We start from the raw sequence: 23658 nt of genomic DNA on the forward strand, positions 1-23658 counted from the left end.
CATTCTGTATTCTGAAGTTTGAATTCCTATATTGTGAGGCGATTGAGTATACACAATAATTAAAGATATAAATACCTAGAGGCAATAGGAACTTCTGGTTTAATTGCTTTAGCGCACGTTTAGTGGATAAGAAGCAGGTAGTAAGGTTTACCATCAATCGTGAGTTATCGCACTAAGCTTAAGGTGTTTGCTCTCAACAAAGTTATTCAACAAAATTTAGTTATTCGATCTAATGAGCAGTGATATCAAAAAGGTACATCTTCGAACGAAAGGAATATTACCGGTACAAAAGCTACGTTTGTTGGCAGATGCCGGGATCATATCACATGCTGAGGGCTATCCGTTGCAGGATGATCAGTTTCAACCTAATTCTATCGATTTGCGGCTGGGAGAGAAAGCGATACGCGTTAGAAGTAGTTTTCTACCTGAGGATGAGTCGGTAGATCAAAAGCTTGATAAGCTTCGTCAGTACGATTTTTCTATTACTGAAGGGGCAATACTGGAGCCCAACTGTGTGTATATTATTCCGCTACTTGAAGAGTTACATTTACCGTCTCATATTTCACCACAGAAAACATTGTTTAACGGTACAAGTGATGGTGTTGATTACCAGATTGTATCCGGCGAACACCTGTCTGCTAAAGCTAATCCAAAGAGTACTACCGGTCGGTTAGATGTATTTACCCGCGTTATTACCGACTATTCTCACCGGTTTGAAGAGATCCAATCGGGATATAAAGGCCGGTTATACCTAGAGGTAGTACCCAAGTCTTTTCCTATTAAAGTACAAACCGGGCATCGTCTTAACCAATTGCGAATTCGCCATGGATATACTGTTCTTTCTGATCAGGATATCCTTCGCACACACAGCTCCGACCCCATGTTATTTACCGAAGGTGGAGAGCCCGTTCCGGTGGATGATTTAAAAGTTAATAGCGGACTTTTTTTGAGTGTTAACTTACATGGGGAAGAAGGGCAAATTGTGGGTTACAAAGCCAAAAAGCATCGTGATTATATCGATCTCGACAATATCAACTACTATGATGTGCCGGAATTTTGGGAGCCTATTTATTCGCAGCATGATGATCACTTGATTTTAGAGCCTGAAGCATTCTATATTTTCGCTTCGAAAGAACGCTGTCGAATTCCCGAGTATTTGGCTGCAGAAATGATTGCTTATGATACCGGTTCTGGAGAACTTCGTACCCATTATGCTGGTTTCTTTGACAGTGGTTTCGGGGGGCGAGTAGAAGATAAAGGAGCTCGGGCCGTACTTGAAGTTCGTTCTCATGATGTACCTTTTTTGATTGAAGATGGGCAAACTTTTTGTAGTATGAAGTTTGAACCCAATACTGAGGTGCCAAAGTTCGTATATGGGGATGACATTAAAAGTAATTATCAAGGCCAGGAACTTCGATTAGGTAAACATTTTAAACAGAGCTAAAATATACTATGGCTCAAAATTTAGTCACGGAATGCATTTGTCATGATTGTTCTTTTGAAGAGGTGAAAGACTATGCTGAAAAGCATGAACTTTGTACCGTACAAGAGTTACGAGAACATGACATTTGTAGCACTAGTTGTGGACTTTGTGCACCCTATATTGAAATGATGTTGGAAACTGATCAAACCCAATTTACTCCCGGCGAACCTTACCGTAGATAATTAGTTTAGAAATGAATATATATTATGCCTCGCCATCTCAAATCAATAATGGTTTTGTCGAACTTTTAGATCAAGAGGCTAAACATGTATCAAAAGTGATGCGTGCACGTGAAGGTGATCCCCTTACCATTGTGGATGGGCAGGGAGGTCGTTTTCAGGGGCGTATTCGTGTGATAACGAATGACTCTGTACAGGTAAAAATTGATAAGGCTGAAGAAGTGCCTCGGCCTCGGCCTCAACTGGTCTTGGGGATGGGAATTATTAAAAAACGTGATCGCCTGGAGTTTGCTGTTGAAAAGGCAATTGAGCTGGGAGCAAGTGAAGTCTGCTTGTTTCGTAGCGAGCGAACAATCAAAAAAAATGTGCGCATTGATCGCTTGGAATCTATTGCTGTTTCTGCTATGAAACAAAGTCTGCAGGCCTGGCTTCCAGTAATACGTATGTGTAACTCTCTTGATGAATGTTTAACGTCTTATAAAGATGCTGAATGCCTGGTAGCTCATGAAAAGGTTGAGAAACAAGACCGAAGCTTTACCGATACTAATAGTGATAAGTTATTACTTATGGTGGGACCGGAAGGGGGATTTTCGCAATCAGAGATTGATAAGATGGTCAAGCAGGGGGCAACTACCGTATCATTAGGAGAAAATCGGTTGCGAACAGAAACAGCTGTAACTGTTTTTCTAAGCCAATTTCTTATTTAATAAAAAAAGCCCAACTATTTAAAGTTGGGCTTTTGGGATACTATAAGTTGCAATTTATTTACCATCAGTGGCTTTTGTGTGGGTTGCAGCGTAATCTTTGAGTTTTGCTACTTCATCCCACATCGTCATGGCCTGTTCAATAGTGTTATCAAAAACGTCATTAATAATGGGATAGTACTTTTTCATCCCCCATTCTTGGCGCCCGAGTTCTGCTTTTGTAGCACCACGAACCATCCATTCTACTTTTTCGAAGTGACCTTTTGGGATATATAATGTATTAGATTTATAGTCGGGTTCCGAGAGGGTATCACTTTGGCTAACGACCATGTTATTGTCTTTAAGCATAGAGAATATTTTTTCTACATGCTCTGGTTGCCATTCAAATTCATTACGAAACTTTTGATAGTTATCGCTCCATTGACTTCTGAATTCTTTTCCATTTTCATCCAGATAGCTACGTACAAATTCAAAACCGATTCTTTTACGACGCATATAATTTAATACAGCAGGAGACTGCGAGGTATCTTCTTGAACAATTTTATCGGGAACAATGCCACCTCCGCCATATACGGTACGCCCGGCATCAGTTTTATATTTCAACGAATCGGGTACATGAGAAATAAAATCTACAGCATCACTTTTAGCATCTTGCTCGCGTTGATAAATTTCATAGGCATACCCTTCACTTCCAGATTTAGAATAAGGTTTTTGAATCAACCGACCAGAGGGAGTATAATATTTTGATATGGTTACGCGAATCTTGCTACTATCAACAAGCTCGTACTGCTGTTGTACCAGTCCTTTACCAAAGGTGCGTTGTCCCACAACCCATCCTCGGTCATGGTCTTGAATAGCACCACTGACAATTTCACTTGCTGATGCTGATCCTTCATTGACCAATACTATAACTGGTGTATCTTTGAATTCGCCATTGCGCCGGGAATGATAAGAACTTGTAAAACGAGTATGTCTACTTTTAGTAGATACAATTTGGGTACCCCGTGGGAAAAATTCTTCTGAAATTGCTATCGCTTGGTGCAAGTATCCACCTGGATTTCCTCTTAGGTCAAGAACAATACGCTCCATTCCCTTATTTTTTAATTTCTCCATCGCAGACATGAACTCTTCATGGGTTGTCTGTACAAACTTATCAAGCTTAATATAGCCGGTTTTTTTGTCCAACATATAGGAAGCCCCAAGAGAGTATAGGGGGATATCGTCACGAGTGATCGTAAAATCCAGTGGTTCGCTTTCGTTGGGTCGCTTTATTGTAACATCTACCTCGGAACCTTTAGGCCCACGCAGTGCATTGCGAACGTCATCATTGCTAAAGCCGATTGCACTGCTGTCACTGATTGCTATAATACGGTCACCGGATCGGATACCCAGCTGGTCACTTGGCCCACCAGAAATAGCCGTAATGACTGTAATCGTATCTTGAATAACTTGAAACTGAATACCCACTCCTTGAAATTTGCCTGCAAACTCTTCGTCTTGGTATTTCCCGATCTTGGGTGGAATATAGATCGAATGAGGATCTAGCCCACTGAACATACCTTCGAGGGCATCTTCGGTTCTTTCGTCCATATCTTCTTCCGGGAAAGTACTGGACATATATAGGTAGGCTTCTTCAAACTTTTTTACCGATTCTCCAAAATCATTAACAGGAGTCCCTTCAAAAGTAGTATCGATGGGTGTGTTTTTAATCGTTGCAGCAGAATCGGAAAGGTTGGAAACCAAGCCCTGAATACTATTTATGTAAAGTTTTGAGACCTTAACTTCGTCTACATAATTGTCGAGAATACGACGTTGTGTCTGGATGTATTTCTTTAGGTTTTTCTGGTGGTCATCGTCGCCTTTAACAACATTTTCGACTCCTGCCAACCAAAAGAAAGACAAGACAATTAAAATTGCCAAGTTTGGAGCTAGAAATTTTTTTAGGCTCATAATAATCAGTGCTTGGGGTTTTCTATATTTATTACAAAACGACTATGATGTAGATAAATTATTTAATCATACATTTAATCTGAACTTGTTACAATCAGGTTTATTTGTAATAGGAGCATTTAGTTTTCCTTAGATTACAATATATAATGGCTTAAGTCTTTATCTTTAACAAGGTCGTCGAGTTGTTTGTTCACATATTCTTTATCGATGGTAATATCACCGGAGCTAATGTCATCTGGTATTGCAAACAGTAGTTCATCAAGCAATGAGGACAAGATGGTATGCAGCCGTCGTGCACCAATATTTTCTACCCGTTCATTTACTTGTGCGGCAATAGCAGCGACTTCTTTAAGAGCCCCTTCGGTAAATTCAACATCAACATTTTCAGATTTCAGCATCGCCTGGTATTGCTTGGTTAATGCATTTTTAGGTTGTGTTAAGATGTCAAAGAAATCTTCTTCAGTAAGTGAATTAAGTTCTACGCGAATAGGGAACCGTCCCTGGAGCTCAGGAATAAGGTCAGAAGGCTTGGAAACATGGAATGCCCCCGAACCGATAAAGAGGATGTGATCTGTTTTCACCATACCATGTTTGGTTGAGATATTACTTCCCTCAACAATAGGCAGCATGTCTCGTTGTACACCCTGACGACTCACATCAGGTCCGCCTCCTCCTTTATTACCGTCTCCGGAAGATTCGGCTACTTTGTCAATCTCATCAATAAAGACAATGCCTTGTTTCTGCACGCGTTCCATGGCTTCTTGTACGGCAGATTCATGATCAATAAGTTTTTCAGACTCTTCCTCTAATAAAAGTTCTCGGGCTTCTTCAATAGTAACCTTTCGTTTGGTTTTCTGTTTCCCGCCCATCTGTCCGAGCATATCCTGCAGGTTAATTCCCATTTCTTCCATACCGCCTTGGGGACCAAAGACCTGCATCATCGGTGATTTACTGGACTTTTGAACTTCCACTTCTATTTCACGGTCGTCCAGTTCTCCGTTTTGAAGCTTTTCTCTGAACTTTTCGCGAGTTCGTTCATTAAGTTCTTGGTCAGAAGCGTTATCAGGACTAAAACTGTCATCATCGGAATGGAAACCGGTAGCATTGTCTTCCCCTTTTTTAACAGGAGGGATCAGGATATCAAGGATACGATCTTCGACAATTTTTTTAGCTTCTTCTTCAACTCGTTCCTGCATTTCTGTCTTCACCATATTGATGGCGATATCAGTTAAGTCGCGTATCATCGATTCTACATCACGCCCTACATAACCTACCTCAGTAAACTTACTGGCTTCCACTTTAATGAAGGGGGCATCTGCAAGCTTAGCTAAACGTCGAGCTATTTCAGTTTTACCTACACCGGTAGGACCGATAAGTAAGATATTGTTTGGTAAAATTTCATCACGAATTTCTTTATCCGCGTTCATTCTTCGCCAGCGGTTTCTTAGTGCAATTGCAACAGAACGCTTAGCTTCATCTTGTCCAACGATGTACTTATTCAGTTCCGCAACAACTTGTCGCGGAGTTAAATTCTTTTGTGTAACAGTTTTTTGTAACGTGCTCATCAATCTTCGAGTTCTAAAATACTTAAATTATGATTCGTATAGATACAGATATCAGCAGCAATATCGAGTGATTGTTGTACAATTTCTCGTGCTGATAGATCCGGGGCACTTTCTTTTAATGCCCGAGCTGCTGCAAGGGCAAAAGATCCGCCACTTCCGATAGCTAAAATTTGATCATCGGGCTCTATAACATCACCCTGACCGGAGATTAACAGTGCTTGATCTTTGCTCATTACAACCAGCAGTGCTTCGAGCTTGCGAAGAAACTTATCACTTCGCCATTCTTTAGCCATTTCTACAGCTGCTCGTTTTAGGTTGCCGTTATACTGCTTCAGTTTTTCTTCATACTTTTCAAAAAGAGTAAAGGCATCGGCGGTAGAACCGGCAAAACCAGCCGCAATTTTACCTTCATAAAGTCTTCGAACCTTATTTACTGTTGCTTTCATAACGGTATTTTCCATTGTGGCCTGACCATCGCCGCCAAGAGCAGCTTCGCCATTGTGGATAATACCAAGTACTGTTGTTGCTTTTAAATCAGGTAAACTCATATTTTATAACGATGTTTCAGATTCTATGGTATAAGTCAACGAAAAAGAAGATGTTGAATTATTTGTAATATTTTGACTTTGATCCATCTTTAGAACGAGATGGGCGAGGCTTTCGCTTGTCACTACCACGCTTGGGGCGTTCATCTTTTTCATATATATCGAGATCGTCTTCTGAAACCTCATCTTTGCTTTCACTTTCGATCAGGCTTTCAACATCTTTTTCTTGCATTACCACATCTGTAATATCGATATCTGAGCCTGCAATAGTCGCTTTGTATTCATTAAGCGAAACAGTTTCATCACCTACAAAAGTGATTTTTAACCAATATCGCCACATCCATTTCCGTCGGATACTTAAGAAGCCCTTTTCAAGGTATGCCTTTAGATACGGGTTAATATAAATATCTACTGCCCGATAGTCGGTAGTAGTACGAAATTTACTTAGCCATGCGTCGAGGTCGGCAATAACTGTATTTTTCGTAACAACATTGCCTGATCCACCACAAGTAGGGCATACTTTGGAAACAGAGTTAACAACACTTGGCCGGATACGCTGGCGCGTAATTTGAACCAGCCCGAAGTCACTCATACCAATCACATTTGTTTTGGCAGGGTCCTTTTTGAATTCTTTTTTAAGTTCGTCGTATATTTTCTTTCGATTTTTACTCTTACGCAGATCTATGAAATCAACGACAATGATACCACCTATATCACGGAGGCGAAGCTGTTTAGCTACTTCACGAGCAGCTTCAAGGTTTGTCTTCAGGGAGTTGTCTTCCTGTTTCTCCTTAGCTGCATAGGGCCCGGAGTTGACATCCACCACATACATGGCTTCGGTTTGTTCAAATATCAAGTAACCACCGGAAGGCATGCGTACCCGAGGGCTAAAGATAGAATCTACATCTTTGGCTACCTTCATGAAGTCAAAAATATGTTCGCGCCCTTTGTAGAGTTCGACATTAGGAATCATCTGGGGGGCTACCTGGCTGACATACGATTTGATTTTGTCATGCATCTCAGGATCATCAACCAGTACGCGATCATATTGTTTGGCAAACAGGTCACGAACAAGACTCTCGGTCATGTCCAGGTCTTTATAGAGCAGGGCAGGGGGATCCGCTGTTTCAAGACGTTCAAGAATGCGCTCCCACTTTTTGAGAACATCGCGCATATCATCTTCGATAGCTTCTTCGCCTTTACCTTTGGCAACAGTTCGTATGATAACGCCAAAGCCATCGGGAACCATTGACCCCACAATATTCTTGAGGCGTCGACGCTCCTTATAGTTATTTATTTTACGGGATACAGCGATATATTCGCCCATAGGAATAAGAACGAGAAAACGTCCCGCCACGGTGATATCCGTAGATATACGCGGACCTTTAGAACCGATCGGTTCTTTGACAATTTGGACCATTAACTTTTGGCCGGGTTGTAATATTTTGCCCGCCCAATTTTGCTTTTCGTAATTCGATATTTGGTCGAAATTCGTCTTCTTAAGCTTCTTGCGCACTTTAGGGCGGATAGCATCACGTCCATTGAGCATTTGAACATAATCTTTCAGGTGGTCACCTGCATCAGAAAAGTGCAAAAAAGCATCTTTGGGAGTGCCCATATCAATAAAGGCTGCCCGGATACCGCTCATTACCTTGTGAACTCGTGCTACATATATATTGCCTACAGTACGTTGGTTTTCATCAGATTCTATAAAAAGCTGGGCAAGTTCGCCATTCTCTAGCAACGCTATTCGTGTCTGCTTGCCCGAAGCGTGAATTATAATTTGGTTTTTCATTGAAATGTTCCTTCACGCGGATGCTGTCCTCCGGACTTTTAATCCTTATCAAAAAAGATTCAAAAGAAATCATTGTAGATAATGCAATCCTAAAAACTATTCGTCTTAGCGGAGGTGCAGCAACCGCTGTATTAAAATTCCTGTTAGGAGAAAAAATTTGTTGTAAAAATCGATAGTATTCAGATTGTGGCTCTTGCAGGGTGTGATCACAAGAGTTCAGCGAGGTCATAACGTTCGCTGAGCTATTCAAAGAGATGTACAAATGCTTTAAAAAAGCGAAAAAAGTCAATAATAATACTTGTGCTTTCGTCAATTTCTGCAAAAAAATGAACCTAAATAACTTTTAAAATGTGTCTGAATACTATTTACAGATATGACAATAATATACAAGTAGTTTTACTATTATGTAAGCACAAAAATAGCTAACCTAATTATGATGATTAATAGTTCTGGTTAGCTATCACAGTAGTTTTTATTTTTGAAGAAGAGGGCATGCAGGTACCGTTGGTTTTCTATATGAATACCTTCTCGGGTCTTATTGATTTTGTGCAACACGTTCAATATTCGCTCCAACATTTGTGAGCTTTTCTTCCAGATCTTCATACCCTCGGTCAAGGTGATATATACGCAGAACATCCGTTTCGCCTTCGGCCACCATAGCGGCCAAAACCAAGCTTACGCTAGCCCGCAGGTCGGTACTCATTACTGATGCTCCCTTGAGTGGTGATTTGCCCTCGATATGTACGGTATTTTCTTTTACATCCATTTCACCGCCAAGGCGTACAACTTCTGGTACATAACTAAAACGATCATAATAAATAGTATCGGTAACTGAGGAGGTTCCATCCGCTTGAGTCATCATAGTAGACCACTGGGCTTGCAGGTCAGTAGGAAAACCTGGGTATACTTCTGTTTCTGCCGAAACAGGGGTAATAGTTTCCGGAGCTTTAATGTGAATGGTGTTCTCATTAATGGACATATCCGCTCCCGTTTTGGCAAATGTCTCAGGAAAATTACCTAAATCGTCGACATCAACATTGGTAAGGGTGATATCTGATTGGGGATGCATGGCCGCAGCGATCATAAAGGTGCCTGTTTCAATTCGGTCGGATGCATTGCGAATAGAGATTCCTTCGAGGGCGTCGACCCCACGAATAGTAAGGGTTTTAGTACCTATCCCTTCAATATTAGCACCCATTTCTGTTAGTTTCTTACAAAGCAGAACCACATCCGGTTCACGAGCTGCATTCTTGATTGTAAATTTCTTGGCACGTAATACTGAAGCCAGTACCAAGTTAACCGTAGCCCCCACACTACTGGGTTCTAATGTAAAGGTGCCGCCCTCCAACTGTTCAGGAGCTTCAGCAATAACATATCCTTGGTCAAGTGTAATATCAGCGCCCATTTCACGCATGCCGTCCAGGTGAAGGTCAACGGGACGCGGGCCCCAGGCGCAACCGCCGGGTAGTGAGACTTTGGCTTTGCCAAACTTTCCGAGCAGGGCTCCTAACATATAAAAGGAGGCCCGCATTTTACGTACGAGCTCATAGGGGGCTTCCAAGTGAGAGAGGTGCTTGGGATCGATCACCAATGTGCCGGCCTGCTCATCGAAATCTACTTTGCACCCTGTAACTCGTATGACATTATTAAATGTATAGATGTCGCGAAGTTTAGGAATGTTAGTAATAGTAGTAGGAGAGTCGCCAAGAATTGCTGCCGCCATTAAGGGCAGGGCTGCATTTTTAGATCCGCTGATTGGGATAGTTCCCTGGAGAGGGGTAGGTCCTTCAATAACAAATTTATCCACTTGCTTCTATTTCTAAGATTAAAGCGTCTTTTTCTAGAGAGTCTCCTTTAGCAACAGCAATAGATGATATTACGCCGTCAATAGGAGCTTTGAGTTCGTTTTCCATTTTCATAGCCTCAAGAATAGCAACGGGTGAGCCTAGTTCTACTTCATCGCCTTCGTTAACCAGTACTTCAAGAATTTTGCCTGGCATAGGGGCATTGAGTTCACCTTCTCCAATTTCACCGGCCCTTTTAAAGCCAAGCCGATCTAGTAGAAGGTCTTGTTCATTGCGAACATCCACAGTGTGCCAGTTGCCATTTAGGGTAAAAGAAACGGTGTGTTTATCGTACTCGACATTATCAATTTGATAAAGTTTTGTTCCCATTCGTAAAAGGTATCGCCCGTTTTCTTGTTGAGAAAAGTTGTAAGAGCGTATTTCATCTTCAAATGCCACTTCACCGGACTCTTCCAGCAATTCCAGTTCCCTTGTTTGGTCGTCAATGATGGCTTCAAACTTCATAGTTATCGTGATTTAATTTCTTCGAGTCCTTTGCTTGTGGCTTGAAAGGTGAAATCTTGCAGATTATCGGTATCATAAAAACTGGTAAGAGCCATTTTATTACCGGTACGCTCATAGGCTTCTATAAACCCGAAACTTAACAGGTTAATAAGATCATCCCGTAATTCACCATGCAGTAGCTGTGTTTCTTCTTGAATAACCTGGAACTTTTCCGGGAAAATGAGCTTTTCCAGTACGCACTTTTCTGTTTTTGTAACTTTTCTGTTGCCCATAAATATCTAACATTTTTGAAAGACTGAAAATAGGAGCCCTGTACCTATTTCACAACCTAATCTATTTGAATATCTCCATAGCTAATAAGGTTTTCGTTGTTATCATAAATCATTAAGCGATAGGTTGTTCTAGCATCTGAGCTTGAGTTCTCGGCAATAAGTGCGCCATCAATAGAAACTGTAGTCACGGCGCTGCTCAAATCGTTATTGCTGAGTTCTTTAATCAAAGGATAGTTTGAGTTACCGGGAAAGCGGAATTTATAGATTTTGATACCATCTATGACATCAGAAGCATTAGACTTGATTTGTAATGTTAAATTTTGATTATATCCCAGGGGATTAGGATGAGGATAGTCTGTAATATTAGATTTTATTTGTAATAGTCCACCGTACATGGGGCTAATATTCCAATCACGGTCATCAACACTGCCTACAACTTTGCCGCTCGTATTGGTATGGGTAATACCGTCAGGGGTAGCCAAAGCCTTGTCTTCGAACTTTCTTTGGTCATCACTTTTTGAGCAGTTAATAAGAATGAGTAAAGCACAAAGGATTGTAGAGATAGAGATTGTTGAGTGCACGTTTATTGGTCTTGGTATGATATTCTATTTTATATTGATCTCAGTGAATTAAAACGGTAGAAATAAGTGATAATTGCTTATTACTTAGCTGTTATTTGATGATAATGAAGTAAAACCAAAAGCTGAAATTTATATATCGATGTTATCAATAAAATGATTTCTATCTAAATAAAATAAGGAATGGGGCGGGTTATTTATTAACTTTGACGCTTTAAAATACAATACAAAAATGAGGTCGGGCCTTTATTCATGAGATCTATAACCCGTTTTGGCATTGGGAAACAGAATATGCCGGCCATAGGTTTAGCAGATTTTTGAAGAGCTCGCTAATAAAAAACTATTCCAGGCTTGATGTCTCCTAAGAGATATATAACAATTGGACTGTTACTTTTCGTATTTGGACTGGCTGTGACAGCGCATGCTCAAGATTCACTAATGAGTTTTGAGCATGCAGATGATCCTCCCAAAATGAGTGAATTGCTTGAGTGGAAAGAAGTATTTACATATGAAGTTCGTTACAGTTTTTTCAAACTGGGAGAAGTACAAACGACGATTGTAACAGATACTACATATAATGGGAAAAAAGTGTGGTGGTTACGAACTATTATTACATCAAATCCTGGTATTCCTTTCGTCGGCAAAGAGGAAAACCACTACAATACATTTATGGTAGAGACCGATAGTTTGCCATATACACAGCTGTATTGGCGCGACAATGTAGATGAGGAGCAATTTAGAGCTGAACAATATCTATATGATTATAATGAAGAAAAGGTTTATTTCTCAAAAGATGGAGAACCAGTTGATACGTTGGCTTTGAGCGAACCCTCCAGTTCCGGACAGCTTATTTTTTATTACTCCAGGTTGTTAGCAGGTACCAACAGGAGTTACCGGTTACCGGTTTATTTGAAAGGTGAAAAAGGATATATCAACGGGGTGAACTCTACAGAAATTGAAATGCGGGAATACAAAGCGTTTGATAAAGCAGTAAAAACGTACTATAGCCAAGGGGATGCTGATATCGATGGCCCCTTTGGGTTTACCGGCAAATATGAAGCTTGGTATATTGCTGATAAACTTCGTGTACCTGCAGAAGCCCGGGCCAAGGTCTGGTTAGGCAATGTGAAAGTAAAGTTAATTGACTATAAAAAAGAACGAAGAGATTCATGAAAATTCAGTTTAAAAAACTAGCTCACGCTAAAGATTTACCTTTGCCATCTTACGAATCAGCGAGTGCGGCGGGGATGGATATCCGGGCTGCATTGGAAGCCCCTATCGTATTAGCACCGGGAAAGCGAACACTTATCTCTACCGGTTTGAAGATGGCAATACCCCAAGGGTATGAAGCTCAAATTCGCCCGCGCAGTGGTTTGGCCTACCGTAATGGAATAACTATGCTTAATACTCCGGGAACAATTGATGCCGATTATCGCGGTGAGATAAAAGTATTAGCTGTAAACCTTGGGGAAGAACCCTTTGAGATTACTCATGGCGATCGGGTAGCCCAAATGATTATTGCTCCTGTGTTGCAGGCAGATATTGATGAGGTGGAAATATTGGCTGATACTGATCGCGGGGAAGGCGGTTTTGGTAGTACTGGTATTAAGTAATAGGCAGTAATATAAATATCAAAAATATTCAAAAGCATAGCTAACAACTTTGTTCGATAGAATCCGCCCTTACATAAACCTGGTTTCTAATAATCAGGCCTATCGCCGACTATGGCTGAGCCAGGTAGTGTCAAATTTTGGAGATTGGTTTGGGATCCTTGCGGTATATGCACTTATCACACGCTACTCGGATTCTGAATTTCTATTGGGACTAATCATTGTGGTTAAAATGATGAGTCTGGCCAGCTTTTCTCCCTTCGCAGGTTATCTGACAGACCGTTTTAACAGGCGTCGTATTATGATAATGTGTGATATGCTGAGGGCCATTATTGTCGCCGGTTTATTACTGGTCGTCTCATATGACACATTATGGCTTGCCTATGTACTTACTGCTTTGCAGATGATGCTATCGGCGGTATTTGAACCGGCCAAAACATCTTCAATTCCCAACGTGACAACCGAAGAAGAGCTGGTAGATGCAAATGTACTTTCAGCTGCAAGCTGGAGCATCATCTTCACACTGGGAATGGGATTTGGAGGACTGGCAACGGCATGGTTGGGAACCGACTTGGTATTCATTATTGATGCTTGTACTTATCTGCTGTCGGCTTGGTTCATATATAAGGCCACAATACCACAAAAAAGGATGTCTGAAGCAGAGCTAAAACGTACCCGAAATCCCATTACCGGTATTGTAGAAGGATTTCAGTATCTGTGGAAGAATAAGCAGATCATGCGGCCTACATTGGCAAAAGCTAGTTATACCATGTTTCTGGGGGCACTAACCTATATGCTCATACTTATTTCCGAAGATGTACTGTTAATGGGAAGTATCGGAATTGGGCTCTTATACTCAGCTCGTGGGGTGGGCACGGGGATTGGGCCCATCATAGGTCGCAGGATTTTTAGTCAAGAGAAAGATTGGGTGCGTGCAATGGGTTTTTGCATGATCTTTGGGGGGGTAATGTATTCGATAGTAGGGCTTACCACCAGTTTAACGGTGATGCTAATTTTTGTTTTTATTGCCCACGCTGCCTCAGGGGCAAATTGGGTGATGAGTACGGTGTTATTACAACGGCGCACACCCGATACGTTCAGGGGACGTGTTTTTAGTACCGAATGGTTGCTTTTTACCCTTGCCCAGTCTGCTTCTGTTTTAATTGCTTCATGGGTGCTTGAAAACAGGTGGTTCACCATACAGCAAGCAATGGTAGCCTTTGCTCTCGCTTTAAGCGTGATAGGGATAGTATGGCACTATACTATTGCTAAAAAGGAGCAGGTCTATCAAAGTGAACAATCTTCTGAACTCAGTACGGCCCAAAATAGATAAGTTCCCAGTCTTAGAGAAAACCGGGAACTTATTAATTACAAGGATTCTTAAATATTTGGATGGCAGACTAATTCCCTTGCATATTCCGCATGATTTTTTGCTGCAGCTCCATCTGGTGATCCTTGATCACCCCTTGTGTTATTTTTGCCGTTTCTTCAGTAATCGTTGGCGTAAGGCGAGCATACTTCTGACCGATATCACTGTTGTAAAAAGCCGTTAGTTCCCGAATTTCATCTTCCGTAAAGGTCTCTTTGTATACCTTTTTTATATCATCTCCAATGTTTTTCCAATTAATATATTTATGGAAGAAATCTGACATGATATCTTGATGTTGCGCCATCTGAGGTGAGGCTTGAACTTGCAGCTTTAACATACGGTCGGCAGATTCTGTAATCTGCTCTTTCATATGCATCACTTCCATAAGCTCATTGACCGCTTGCATATGCGAATCGATTTGAGCAAAAGCAGTAGCTGAAAATATAAATAGGAAAACTGTTAATAGAATTTTCTTCATTGGTATAGATTTAGTTATAGGCTGTGGCAGTTTTCTCAAGCAGAGTAGGACTTGGAAAACCGGGATTATATGATGAATAGGGCCTTCTTCTATGTGCCCCTTTTAGAATATTGATCTATCAATTAGATGGTAGAGGATTATCAAAGTCTTCTATTACTCAAAATGTTTTCGCTCTTTTTCATAATCTTCGTCAGAAACAAGTCCCTGTTGCCATAGTCCCGTGAGGTAGTCCATACGTTCTTTGGTACCGGGTTTATGATCTGGCTTTTTCGGTTTGTTATCTTCTTTCTGTTTTAACCGTTCTTTTTGATCATAGATTGCTTTTTCTAGCAGGTCTTTCAACTTATAGGGGGTTTCCAATCCCCGGAGGGTCATTGAAAAAGCTGAAGTATATAGTGTGATATTACCTACACCCATTTTCTCTTGGATCCAATCTTGTTCTACTTCGACCTTTTCAATATTTACCAGGTCAATATTACGTTGGTATTTATCATCTCGTGAAGTTATCTGAGTGTCAGTAAATTGGTACCTATACTTTTTGTGTTTTTGCTTAATCCAATAAAGGAGTGCCAGTCCGACACCAAAAACAGGAATGAGCAAAACTGAAAAAATGTAACCCAAAATATGGTTTTTCCAGCTCGTTGAAAGGGATATCGTTTTTAATTTTGGTTGGTCAACCATAAGAAAAAGATCTCAATTTGAAGAGCATAAATGTAACACTATAAATTTAGGTAAAATTCGGTAAATACAAAGGGTAAATGACTAAGTTTTCCCAAACAGATTTCGTATATTGTGGGGCTCTCGTGTAAAATTGATTTAGCCATAAGAAGAGTACGAATTAATATATGACGTTAAAACCTTGGAAATATCTTGTAGCGCTGTGGATGACCGCAGTGATTGTTTGTGGCTTTTTAATCCCGATCCCCGAAATCCCGGTACTGGAAGAATCAGCTAGGAATTTATTTCTGCACGTGCCCATGTGGTTTACAATGGCGGTTTGTTTTGCCTTGGGCCTGTTTTACAGCATAAAATATCTGAATGATCCTGATCTGGCCGTTGATAGAAAGGCCGAGACAGCTACACAGATTGGGTTGCTTTTTGGGATCTGTGGTTTGTTAACAGGAGCATTATGGGCGCGATTCACATGGGGAACCTGGTGGACATTCTCAGAGCCAAGGATGAATTTATCGGCTTTGGGGATGATGATTTATGTCGCATATTTTGTATTGCGTACCGCTTTTGATAATCCCGAAAAACGAGCAAAAATTGCTGCCGTGTTTAATGTTTTTGCAGCAACGACGATACCTTTTTTACTTTATATTATTCCGCGGCAGTTACCAAGCCTGCACCCTGGTGCAGACGGGAATCCTGCTTTTAGTGAAATTACAGCACCGGAATTGAGATATATATTTTATCCGGCGGTCGTTGGATTTATCGCCTTAGCCATTTGGCTAATTGATATCTTAAATCGATATAAAAAAATTAAGCACCAAATAGAACAACCTCTATGAGTTTTCCATTAATACAAGTACAAGAAGATACGGCTGCGGTCGTTGATACACTGTCGAAGTCATATTCCTCAAAATGGGAGGCCTCGGCAGGGCTTGAAGAAGCGGGACCTGTGATGCAGGCTATGGCTTCGAATGATCTTATTTTTATCGTGTTGGGTGTTAGCCTGATTATATGGCTGGTGTTATTGTTCTTCATTATTCGTACGGATAAAAAAGTAGGGCAGCTCGAAAAGAAACTTAATAATTCAAATACAGATTAAATATGAAACCAAAACTTATTATTGGCATCGTTGCCATCGTTGGTTTTACTTCATTGCTGATGTACAATTTTGGAAACAGCATTAGCACTTATGTGAACTTTGAACAAGCTTCAGGCATGGAGGGGGCGCATGTTGTTGGAACCCTTGATAAATCCAAAGATTATGGGTTTTCAATGAAAAATAAGCAGTTATCGTTTTACATGAAGGATGAAGATGGTAATGTACGGCGCGTAATCTATCCGAAAACCAAACCTAACAACTTTGAAGAGGCTGATAAGCTTGTTGTTATCGGCAAGATGGAAAATGGGGTGTTTTATGCCAATGAAATGTTGATGAAATGCCCTTCCAAGTATAACAATAACGACGGTTCACAATTCCAAAAAGCGTCAAAGAGCTCGTAAAGAATGATTGGTTTTTTAGGTAAGCTATCTATTAATGCAGCATTTTTGTGTTCTATCTTGGCTGCTGTCGGTTATTTTCTGTATTCAAGAAAGGATAACAATCAATATTTCAAAGTTTCAAACTGGTTGTTTGGCTTCCAGGGGCTTTTCCTGGCCGTTGCTTCTGGATTCCTAATGTATATAATCTTGACGCACCAGTTTAACTTCTACTATGTATATAACTATACCAGCAGTGATCTGCAGCTCAAGTATTTGATATCTGCTTTCTGGGGAGGCCAAGAAGGTAGCTTTATGCTTTGGATCCTGGTATCAACGCTACTCGGGTTTGGCTTGATGAAATGGACCCGCAAACCGTTTCGCGGTCCTGTTCTCTTCTTTTTGACCCTAACACAGGTGTTTCTGTTATCTATGGTCGTTGGGTTGCCCATAGGAGATTTCACTATTGGTGCTTCTCCATTTCGTACGCTGGCAGAGGCGATGCCTAATGCGCCCTTTCTTCAATCAAATCCTGATTTTGTGCCTCAAGACGGTAAGGGGTTAAACGACCTGCTCAAAAGTCCTTGGATGATGATTCATCCCCCGATTTTATTTGTAGGTTTTGCCATGATGACGATCCCGTATTGTTTTGCTATGGCAGCTCTCTGGAAACGAAAATACAACGAATGGGTAGGGCCGGCACTTCCGTGGACACTTGGTGCTAATGTTGCTTTACTTACAGCCATTTTCTTGGGCGGGTATTGGGCGTATGTGACTCTCTCATTTGGTGGGTACTGGGCGTGGGATCCCGTAGAAAATGCTTCTTTTGTACCATGGCTTTTGGGCACAGCGGGCATTCATACGATGATTATTCAGCGTAAAAGTTCGACCTCCCAGAAAGCCTCTTTACTCTTTGCCATTTTAGCGTATGTAGCCATAGTATATGAAACCTTCTTGACCCGGTCCGGGGTATTATCAGACTCCTCGGTACACAGTTTTGTTGATTTGGGGCTGTATAACCAGCTTGTCCTTTTTATGGCTGTAGTTACCCTCGTTGGACTGGGACTCTTTTTTTACCGCTACAAGGAGCTTCCATCACAGCAAAAAGAGTCGAAGTTTTTGAGCCGTGAATTCATGACCTTTGCCGGGGCAATGATTCTTTTCCTAATAGGATTAGTGATTATCCTGGGAACCAGTTCCCCAATTATTGGGCGGCTTTTTGTAGATAACCCCACACCGCCGGAGGTAAGTTTTTACAATGAGTGGACGATGCCACTGGCAATGATTGCAGCAATATTTACCGTGTTGGGCCAATATCTGTTCTGGAAAAGGCAAGATGCCGAATCATTGACCAATGATCTGTTATGGCCGGTAGCCATAGCTTGTGTACTAACCCTTGCTTCTATAATACTGGGTAACGTACGTAATATCTACTATATGTTTTATTTATTAACAGCATGGTTCACGGTAGTCGGTAACAGCGTGATAATGTTACGCCTTATACGTAAGAATCCAATGCTTATTGGCGGGGTTTTGAGTCATATTGGTTTTGGTGTGCTTTTATTGGGGATACTAGCCTCTTCGGCCTACAATAAAAATCTACTGGACCAGTCGATGAAAAATTATAACGCGGCTATTGAACGTGGTGAAGTGACGGATGAGCAGGGATTTCTGAAGACGCAAAAAGTGAACTTTTTGGAACTCAAACTGAATCAACCAAAAATTGTTGATGATAAATACAAAGTAACCTACAAAGGATATACACTTCGTAACCAGGAGCGCCCTGGTCAGCAGCAGTATATTATTCAATTTGAGCCGGCTGATGGGAGTGGCCAACAGTTTACTTTGAAGCCTAAGGTATACCCAATGTTATCTTCCTCTTCAATGGGTAATATTCAGTGGTCGGTAAGTCCCGACGTAAGAACCGGGTGGCTTAGTGATATTTACCTGTATGTATCGGGCAGTGCCTATGTAGAACGTCGTAATGAGCAAGCTAAGGAGCAAGCGAAACAAAGAAACCAGCCGGTGTCTTCCACACAGAAAGATTCGCTTAGAAAACAGAAGATAACGCTGGGCAAAGGCCAAACTGTTGCGGTAGGAAGTTATGATCTCACCTTTAATAGTTACGGAGAAATTCAAAATAAAAAGCTGCAAGACAGCACGATGGTAGCAGTGCGTGCTAATCTTGAAATATCACCGCGAGGTAGTGATAGCTCTGCACCTTTATCACCGATATTCTCGGTATACAGTAAAGATGGTGAAAACTGGACATACGCTCCTCCGGTGAAGATACCCGGCGAAAAGGAGGCTTCTATTCAGTTTAGTCGCGTAGATCCTACAGATGGAGATATCGAGCTTACTATTCGCGGTATAGATGAGAAAGTAGAAGAGGAGTGGGTATTACTCGTGGCCGAAGAGAAACCGTTTATATCGGTTGTATGGCTTGGTACCTTTTTGTTAATGGCTGGATTTAGCGTTTCCATTTTCCGACATTGGGGTAGGGAACGAAAAAAATCTGCTTGACATGCCTCATAAATTTTTTTTACTGGTACTTCTATTTCTGTTTTTGGGAATGGCCCAGATGGGTCATTCGCAGGATAGGAATACTCCTAGCCCTAAAATAGCTTTCTTGAAATCGGTAGCTGTACCTGGTTGGGGACATCACTATGTCGACAAATCCAGCTGGGAACGCGGTAAGTATCACTTGGGGGCCGAGATAGTATTGGTGTTGGGATATGTCGGTCTTTCGATACATTCTAATAATATTCAACAGCATTGGTATACCTATGGTCGTTCGCAGGCTGGTGTGACGATAAAGGGTCGAAGCAGAGAATTTCAGCTGGCGGTAGGTGACTTCAATAATCTTTCTGCTTACAATAATTACCAGGAGCGAAGTAGAAATTGGGATAAGTTGCTGGAGGATAAGCCCGAAAACCGGTGGCAATGGGATAGCAAGAAGAAGAGAGCCGAATACAGAGATTTGAGAACAGATTTCGAACAGATTGATCAACAGCTGCCGGCCCTGTTGGGAATGATGGTTCTCAACAGATTAATCAGTGGTATTAGCGCGTATAATCGTGCAAAAAAGCGTGAAGAAAACACTTCTTTGGCAACTGATATTTCAGTTGCTCCCTATCGAATGAACCAAGGCATCGTTGCCAATTTGAATATCCGTTTCTGATGCCAAGATATAAGATTTTAATAGAGTTTAAAGGCAGTCGCTATAACGGCTGGCAAAAGCAGCCCAATGGGGATACGGTAGAGGGGTGTATTGAGTCGGCGTTGCAGCGGATTTTGCGCCAACCGGTGGATATTATTGGGCAGGGCCGTACCGACAGTGGTGTACATGCAGAGGGACAGGTGGCGCATTTTGACTTTCCTGAAACCCTTGATAACAATCGTTTGCTATATGCATTACTGGGGGTTCTGCCGCACGATATTGGGGTTTGGGATATGGAAGAGGTCGATCCTCAATTCCATGCCCGTTTTGATGCCTCTAGTCGGCAATATCGTTACCAAATTGCTCGCCGCCCGAAACCACTTCTTAAAGATATCTCTGAAATGGTCTTAGATGATCTGGATATTGCAGCAATGAAGGGATGTGCACAGAAAATATTGGGTATTCATAACTTTGACAGCTTTACAAAACCGGATAATGAAAACCCGGATTCTACCTGTGAAGTAATGCAGTCTGAATTTAATTCGGTAGAGGGTATATTGACTTATCGAATAGAAGCAAATCGTTTTGTGCGGCATTTGGTTAGACGCCTGGTAGGTACGATGATTCAGGTGGGAAAGGGCAAACGAACAGTTGATGATTTTTTCGATATGATCGATAATCCCAGTAAAATGAAGAATGGCCATGGAGCTGCTGCAAAAGGTCTGATACTGGAAAAAGTAGAATATAAAAAAAGTTCAAAAAGTTCTTGACACGAATTGGTTAATTATATTATATTTGTGCTCTCTCGAAACGGGTTTATAACTTGTTTGAAAGAGTTACATTCCTCGGTAGCTCAGCGGCAGAGCAATCGGCTGTTAACCGATGGGTCGTAGGTTCGAATCCTACCCGGGGAGCCGATCGAAGCTAAAGTGCGAACTTGGTCTTTTCCAGGTTCGCACTTTCTTATTTTATGCCAGTCTTTTTCCAGCTGTTTATCGGCTATATACTGTATTTTGATCATACCGGTGCCATTCTCGTCTACATTGGCGTTAACAGAATGAATTAACGTTTTTACAATGTGTTCACGCTTCTTGTTGTCTCCATTCTTCCATTCAGCGAGTAAATTATTAGGTGGTCAAACGGAAGAATCAATAAATATATCCGAAAGGAATTTCAGGCAGGTATGTAGTGAATATTAAATCATCGATTTATAATTCCTCATATAAACAGTTCTTACTTAATAATATCATTTCTTAATCTACCAGAAATTAGCCTAAAGGATCAGCAGCCGGGCGTGTGCCAACTCTGATATTATATATGTAAATAAGTGATGGAAGTGCTTTTATGCAGAAATGCTATGAGCATCAAAATTTATAATGTGCCCTGGTAAATCTTAATATCAATTTGCGACTCAATGAAACGGATTAGCAATTTGTTAGGCTGCTGGCTCTGATTTGGGGGCCTTACCTTCAAACGCTTCATCAATTAGTATATCCTTTACTTTTATCGCTAAGTCAGTGCATTCTTTTACTATGTCAACACTGTTGCAAAAATAGATCTCTTCATTGTTTACGATCTCCTTCACATCTTTACAGGTGCACCGCATGGGAGAAAAGTCTATATCACCGATATCGCTAATATGTTCTTCGGCAAATTCGATGAGCTCATCTATTGTCATTTTTCCCTGTTCAAGAGATTTATCAACCTCTGAATTAGATTTATGAACATAAAATGTTCCTAAAAAATGGTAAAGAGAACTTCTGGCTGATATACATGCGGAATAGGTTACTACATCTTCTTTTGGTTTGTAGAGCTCTTCGTTAGCTTGCGATAATAAGCTGTCTGCCTTCTTATACAGTTTTTCTACTCTTTCTCTTTTTTCACTCATAGCACTAGGTTGTTTGGTGATTGTTGGATACTTCTATGGTCTTTCCATAATTAGTTTAGGCCGAATATTTTGATTGACTGTTTGGCGAATTCAACGAGTGGGGTGAAGTAAACGCCCAGTAATAGCGTAGGAATTAACAAGGCCCCGAGAATCACTTTGGATCGGATATCAAATTTTGGTTTGCTCGCGCCTTCTTCTGGATTGTATAAAAACATATTACGCACAACGCGTATGTAATAATAAAGGGAAATTACGGTAGTAATACCCGCAATAGCTACCAGCCATATCCAACCTGCGCTAACAGCCGCTCCGAAAATGTACAGCTTTGCAACAAATCCGCCGGTAGGGGGTAGTCCTGTCAGGGATACCAGGAAGATGGTCATGGCAACGCCTTCCATTGGCGCGCGGTGCCCGAGTCCTTTGTACATTTCGATGGACTCCGTATCGAAGGAGTTAGAGAAAAGCATTGCGATATAAAAGGCTCCGAGGTTCATAAACAGGTAGATAAACACATAGACCAGGATGGATGAGATTCCCTGTTCGGAAAATATAACTACGCCCATCAGAATATAACCTGCGTGAGCAATACTGGAATAGGCGAGCATCCGCTTAATATTGTCCTGCATCAGGGCGGTGAAATTCCCCACAATCATGGCAAGTGCGGCCATAGTTCCGATTACTACATCCCACGGAATGTCGTTCGTGAATATTGTTTGCCAGACACCGTTTTCACTAAATGTACCGATATCTATGAACGATACGGTAAAAAGTCTAAGTAGCAATCCGAGAGCTGCAATTTTTGATGCAACAGCAAGTATGGCGGCAATTGAGAAAGTTGCCCCTTCATAAACGTCGGGAGCCCAGAAATGGAAGGGGACAACGGCAACCTTGAAGCCGAGCCCTACCAGAATCATGGCAATGGAGAGGTTGAAAATAACAGGCTGTGGAATACCTGCATTTAACGCCTCATTAACGGCAAAGATATCAGTTGCTCCTGTTACACCAATCAGGAGCGAGAGTCCGTAGAGCATGATTCCTGATGATACCGCACCGAATATGATGTATTTCACCGATGATTCGGATGATCGCTGTGATCTCTTGGTAAAGCCTACCAGCACATATGAGCTGATACTGGTGATCTCAAATGCAAGATACATTAATAACAGATTCGTGGCGCTTACCATAAGCAGCATTCCTAGCACCATACCGGAAAGCAGCATATAGAATTCGCCTATGCGTGATTCATAATTTTCCAGTTCTGTGCTTCTCATAGAGAAAAGCACAACGAAAATCGCGGCTAGAATAATGAGGATTTTAAAAAATACCGCGAAAGGATCAACTGCCAGTATTTCATAGAAAATCGCTTCATTGGTACCAATTTGAAAAATGGTGGCTATTCCGGCGAGTATCAGACCGCCAAGCATAATCCCCCCGGCGGAATGGTTTTTCTCTTTAGTGAAGAGGTCACCTATAATAATTGCGCACAGCGTAAGCACGACAATTATCTCGGGGTAAAACTGGCCAATACTATGTAATGTCTGTTCAACCATAATCAGCTAATAATTCTAAATCTTATATGTTTGTATTCTGGAATGGTCATAATAAGAGTAATATGTGTTTTAACA

General features: G+C 41.3%; 24 protein-coding genes and 1 tRNA gene. 13 read left to right on the forward strand and 12 right to left on the reverse strand.

Annotated features, from left to right (window positions below):
• Positions 1 to 232 precede the first annotated feature (232 nt).
• From FCN14_RS00485 to FCN14_RS00495, 3 genes are read left to right on the forward strand one after another with little or no spacing between them, the layout of a single operon-like run.
• Complete coding sequence (locus tag FCN14_RS00485) at positions 233 to 1444, forward strand: 2'-deoxycytidine 5'-triphosphate deaminase (RefSeq protein ID WP_138429129.1); 1212 nt, start codon at positions 233 to 235, stop codon at positions 1442 to 1444.
• An 8-nt stretch (positions 1445 to 1452) separates the two neighbouring features.
• Positions 1453 to 1665 carry a hypothetical protein gene (locus FCN14_RS00490; protein WP_138429130.1) on the forward strand — a complete coding sequence of 71 codons (213 nt, stop codon included), beginning with the start codon at positions 1453 to 1455 and terminating at the stop codon, positions 1663 to 1665.
• An 11-nt stretch (positions 1666 to 1676) separates the two neighbouring features.
• Positions 1677 to 2369, forward strand: a complete 693-nt coding sequence (locus tag FCN14_RS00495) for an RsmE family RNA methyltransferase (RefSeq protein WP_138429131.1) — start codon at positions 1677 to 1679, stop codon at positions 2367 to 2369.
• Positions 2370 to 2423: 54 nt separating this feature from the next.
• On the opposite strand, the gene FCN14_RS00500 is transcribed toward FCN14_RS00495, so the two are convergent.
• The 8 genes from FCN14_RS00500 to FCN14_RS00535 all read right to left on the reverse strand — a co-directional run bounded on the left by FCN14_RS00500 (position 2424) and on the right by FCN14_RS00535 (position 11383).
• Positions 2424 to 4316 (reverse strand): S41 family peptidase, encoded by a 1893-nt coding sequence (locus FCN14_RS00500; RefSeq protein WP_138429132.1) that lies wholly within the window; start codon positions 4314 to 4316, stop codon positions 2424 to 2426.
• Between the two features lie 134 nt (positions 4317 to 4450).
• The gene (gene hslU, locus FCN14_RS00505; protein ID WP_138429133.1) at positions 4451 to 5881 is read right to left on the reverse strand and encodes an ATP-dependent protease ATPase subunit HslU; all 1431 of its coding nucleotides are present in this window, start codon (positions 5879 to 5881) and stop codon (positions 4451 to 4453) included.
• Entirely contained in the window at positions 5881 to 6429 is a 549-nt protein-coding gene (gene hslV / locus FCN14_RS00510) for an ATP-dependent protease subunit HslV (RefSeq protein ID WP_138429134.1), read from the reverse strand. Before hslV ends, hslU begins: the two co-directional genes overlap by 1 nt.
• A 58-nt stretch (positions 6430 to 6487) precedes the next feature.
• Positions 6488 to 8221: an Rne/Rng family ribonuclease gene (locus tag FCN14_RS00515; protein WP_138429135.1), complete on the reverse strand. Its 1734-nt coding sequence runs from the start codon at positions 8219 to 8221 to the stop codon at positions 6488 to 6490.
• Positions 8222 to 8756: 535 nt separating this feature from the next.
• Positions 8757 to 10028, reverse strand: coding sequence for a UDP-N-acetylglucosamine 1-carboxyvinyltransferase (gene murA / locus FCN14_RS00520; RefSeq protein ID WP_138429136.1), 1272 nt, complete (start codon positions 10026 to 10028; stop codon positions 8757 to 8759).
• Positions 10021 to 10530, reverse strand: a complete 510-nt coding sequence (locus FCN14_RS00525) for an acyl-CoA carboxylase biotin carboxyl carrier protein subunit (RefSeq protein WP_138429137.1) — start codon at positions 10528 to 10530, stop codon at positions 10021 to 10023. Before FCN14_RS00525 ends, murA begins: the two co-directional genes overlap by 8 nt.
• Before the next feature lie 2 nt (positions 10531 to 10532).
• A complete protein-coding gene (locus tag FCN14_RS00530) occupies positions 10533 to 10802 on the reverse strand; it encodes a hypothetical protein (RefSeq protein ID WP_138429138.1) in 270 nt (89 codons plus the stop codon).
• A 56-nt stretch (positions 10803 to 10858) separates the two neighbouring features.
• Positions 10859 to 11383, reverse strand: a complete 525-nt coding sequence (locus FCN14_RS00535; RefSeq protein ID WP_138429139.1) for a hypothetical protein — start codon at positions 11381 to 11383, stop codon at positions 10859 to 10861.
• Positions 11384 to 11734: 351 nt separating this feature from the next.
• Between FCN14_RS00535 and FCN14_RS00540 the strand changes: the two genes are divergently transcribed.
• Genes FCN14_RS00540 through FCN14_RS00550 form a run of 3 tightly spaced genes read left to right on the forward strand, consistent with a single transcriptional unit; the run spans position 11735 to position 14323 of the window.
• Positions 11735 to 12553: a DUF3108 domain-containing protein gene (locus tag FCN14_RS00540; RefSeq protein ID WP_138429140.1), complete on the forward strand. Its 819-nt coding sequence runs from the start codon at positions 11735 to 11737 to the stop codon at positions 12551 to 12553.
• Positions 12550 to 12993: a dUTP diphosphatase gene (gene dut, locus FCN14_RS00545; protein ID WP_138429141.1), complete on the forward strand. Its 444-nt coding sequence runs from the start codon at positions 12550 to 12552 to the stop codon at positions 12991 to 12993. Before FCN14_RS00540 ends, dut begins: the two co-directional genes overlap by 4 nt.
• A 49-nt stretch (positions 12994 to 13042) precedes the next feature.
• Positions 13043 to 14323 (forward strand): MFS transporter, encoded by a 1281-nt coding sequence (locus FCN14_RS00550; protein ID WP_138429142.1) that lies wholly within the window; start codon positions 13043 to 13045, stop codon positions 14321 to 14323.
• Positions 14324 to 14390: 67 nt separating this feature from the next.
• Here FCN14_RS00550 and FCN14_RS00555 read toward each other — a convergent pair whose 3' ends face one another.
• Together FCN14_RS00555 and FCN14_RS00560 are read right to left on the reverse strand one after the other, a co-directional pair.
• Positions 14391 to 14837 (reverse strand): DUF2059 domain-containing protein, encoded by a 447-nt coding sequence (locus FCN14_RS00555; RefSeq protein WP_138429143.1) that lies wholly within the window; start codon positions 14835 to 14837, stop codon positions 14391 to 14393.
• A gap of 153 nt (positions 14838 to 14990) precedes the next feature.
• A complete protein-coding gene (locus FCN14_RS00560; RefSeq protein WP_138429144.1) occupies positions 14991 to 15518 on the reverse strand; it encodes a PH domain-containing protein in 528 nt (175 codons plus the stop codon).
• A gap of 164 nt (positions 15519 to 15682) precedes the next feature.
• On the opposite strand from FCN14_RS00560, the gene ccsA reads away from it, so the two are divergent.
• The 7 genes from ccsA to FCN14_RS00595 all read left to right on the forward strand — a co-directional run bounded on the left by ccsA (position 15683) and on the right by FCN14_RS00595 (position 21059).
• Complete coding sequence (ccsA, locus tag FCN14_RS00565; RefSeq protein WP_246043069.1) at positions 15683 to 16348, forward strand: cytochrome c biogenesis protein CcsA; 666 nt, start codon at positions 15683 to 15685, stop codon at positions 16346 to 16348.
• Positions 16345 to 16608 (forward strand): CcmD family protein, encoded by a 264-nt coding sequence (locus FCN14_RS00570; RefSeq protein ID WP_138429145.1) that lies wholly within the window; start codon positions 16345 to 16347, stop codon positions 16606 to 16608. The genes ccsA and FCN14_RS00570 overlap by 4 nt, the downstream gene beginning before the upstream one ends.
• A gap of 2 nt (positions 16609 to 16610) precedes the next feature.
• On the forward strand, positions 16611 to 17009 hold the full coding sequence (locus tag FCN14_RS00575) for a cytochrome c maturation protein CcmE domain-containing protein (RefSeq protein ID WP_138429146.1): 399 nt from the start codon (positions 16611 to 16613) through the stop codon (positions 17007 to 17009).
• A 3-nt stretch (positions 17010 to 17012) separates the two neighbouring features.
• Entirely contained in the window at positions 17013 to 19508 is a 2496-nt protein-coding gene (locus FCN14_RS00580) for a heme lyase CcmF/NrfE family subunit (RefSeq protein ID WP_138429147.1), read from the forward strand.
• Position 19509: 1 nt separating this feature from the next.
• Positions 19510 to 20166: a hypothetical protein gene (locus tag FCN14_RS00585; protein WP_138429148.1), complete on the forward strand. Its 657-nt coding sequence runs from the start codon at positions 19510 to 19512 to the stop codon at positions 20164 to 20166.
• Positions 20166 to 20915, forward strand: a complete 750-nt coding sequence (gene truA / locus FCN14_RS00590) for a tRNA pseudouridine(38-40) synthase TruA (protein WP_138429149.1) — start codon at positions 20166 to 20168, stop codon at positions 20913 to 20915. The genes FCN14_RS00585 and truA overlap by 1 nt, the downstream gene beginning before the upstream one ends.
• A 72-nt stretch (positions 20916 to 20987) precedes the next feature.
• Positions 20988 to 21059, forward strand: a tRNA-Asn gene (locus FCN14_RS00595).
• 521 nt (positions 21060 to 21580) lie between these two features.
• Here FCN14_RS00595 and FCN14_RS00600 read toward each other — a convergent pair.
• Together FCN14_RS00600 and FCN14_RS00605 are read right to left on the reverse strand one after the other, a co-directional pair.
• Positions 21581 to 22033 carry a hypothetical protein gene (locus FCN14_RS00600; protein ID WP_138429150.1) on the reverse strand — a complete coding sequence of 151 codons (453 nt, stop codon included), beginning with the start codon at positions 22031 to 22033 and terminating at the stop codon, positions 21581 to 21583.
• Positions 22034 to 22083: 50 nt separating this feature from the next.
• Positions 22084 to 23583: an NADH-quinone oxidoreductase subunit N gene (locus FCN14_RS00605; RefSeq protein WP_138429151.1), complete on the reverse strand. Its 1500-nt coding sequence runs from the start codon at positions 23581 to 23583 to the stop codon at positions 22084 to 22086.
• Positions 23584 to 23658 lie beyond the last annotated feature (75 nt).

The sequence above is a fragment of the Fodinibius saliphilus genome (assembly GCF_005869845.1).
Classification (GTDB): Bacteria; Bacteroidota; Rhodothermia; order Balneolales; family Balneolaceae; genus Fodinibius; species Fodinibius saliphilus.